We start from the raw sequence: 1,106 nt of genomic DNA, 5'->3' as shown, positions 1-1,106 counted from the left end.
CCGGTATTTGCGAGAGCTGCTCCGGACAATAGTCCGAGAGCACTTGCGTATTGACCGACCGTGCCGATCGCCGAGTTAAACGGAGCGATGATGCTGTTTTGGACGCCGGACTGAATGCTGCTGGCCATACGGGTAAACTTTGGCGTAACGCGGCTAAACGATTGGCCGAGACGCTGCGTGGTGCTGATCGCCTTGCTAGTCTGCTTGCTGACCCCTTTAAGGGTGTTTTGCGTTGCCCTTTGCACCTTTTCCATATCTTCGACGGACTTAGCGGCTTTACGCATTGGAGCGGTAAATTTATCAACTAGTCTTAGGCGGGCCGTTAAATCAAAGGCTGACATCTAGCCCCACCGCCTCAAGAGCGGAATGAAAATCTTCAATGAGAAAATTCAATTTATCCGCCGCCTTATTACCTACCTCATAACTCGGATCCCGCGCTCCCGTATCTGCTGTGACTATAATCTCGAGCATTAATTCGCCTAATTTTGCGATATTCTCATCGCTTTCAGCCGCGAGAACGGCCGCGAAGTCACTATGTTTTAATAAAGGACGTGCCGCACTTGGTTTTGTTGCTCGCAGGATAAATTTTTGATAATCCTGTATGAATCCTCTTATGCGTGTACGCCGACTTGCTGATATTCCCATAAATAATCACCTTCCCTAAATTTGTAAAATAAAAAAGACGCCCGGTTAGGACGCCTTTAAGTAAGTTTGTTATAACTTTCAAATAAAGTTGTTATATCATCGAAAATTGACTGCTGTTCATCTCTCGACAAATACTTGCCATTTAACTCTTGTACTTTCGCAAGAATGTCTAAACCTACTTGGCCTACGCTTGAGATATACGGACTATCGTGATTGCTCATCGCGTCGAAATCAATTTGATAGGTTAATACCGCGTCTCCCAAGCTCCAATCAGTTTGGCCGGCGTATAACTTATCGGTGAATGACTTAACCTCGGTTGCCACTTGACTCATTGTTTGTTGAGCCGATTTGACTTGAAATCTTTCCTTTGCAGCCGCGTAAAAAACTGCGGATGATTGAAGCTCCTTTTTCAAAAACTGTTCATATAAATGAGATAAATCTTCAATTGTCCCATTAAAACG

At 44.8% G+C, this 1,106-nt stretch carries 3 protein-coding genes; all 3 read right to left on the bottom strand.

Going from position 1 to position 1,106, the window contains the following annotated elements:
• On the bottom strand, window positions 1–341 hold a 341-nt coding region (locus ABMB67_RS23395), incomplete at its 3' end, for a hypothetical protein (RefSeq protein WP_354573491.1).
• Window positions 328–645, bottom strand: coding sequence for a hypothetical protein (locus ABMB67_RS23390; RefSeq protein ID WP_354573490.1), 318 nt, complete (start codon window positions 643–645; stop codon window positions 328–330). The genes ABMB67_RS23390 and ABMB67_RS23395, both read right to left, overlap by 14 nt.
• 56 nt (window positions 646–701) lie before the next feature.
• Window positions 702–1,106, bottom strand: a 405-nt coding sequence (locus ABMB67_RS23385; protein WP_354573489.1) for a hypothetical protein, incomplete at its 5' end; no start/stop codon positions are given.

The organism is Halalkalibacter oceani (assembly GCF_040544555.1).
GTDB classification, from domain to species: domain Bacteria; phylum Bacillota; class Bacilli; order Bacillales; family Bacillaceae_D; genus Halalkalibacter; species Halalkalibacter oceani.
This window is presented reverse-complemented; position numbering and strand designations above follow the sequence as displayed.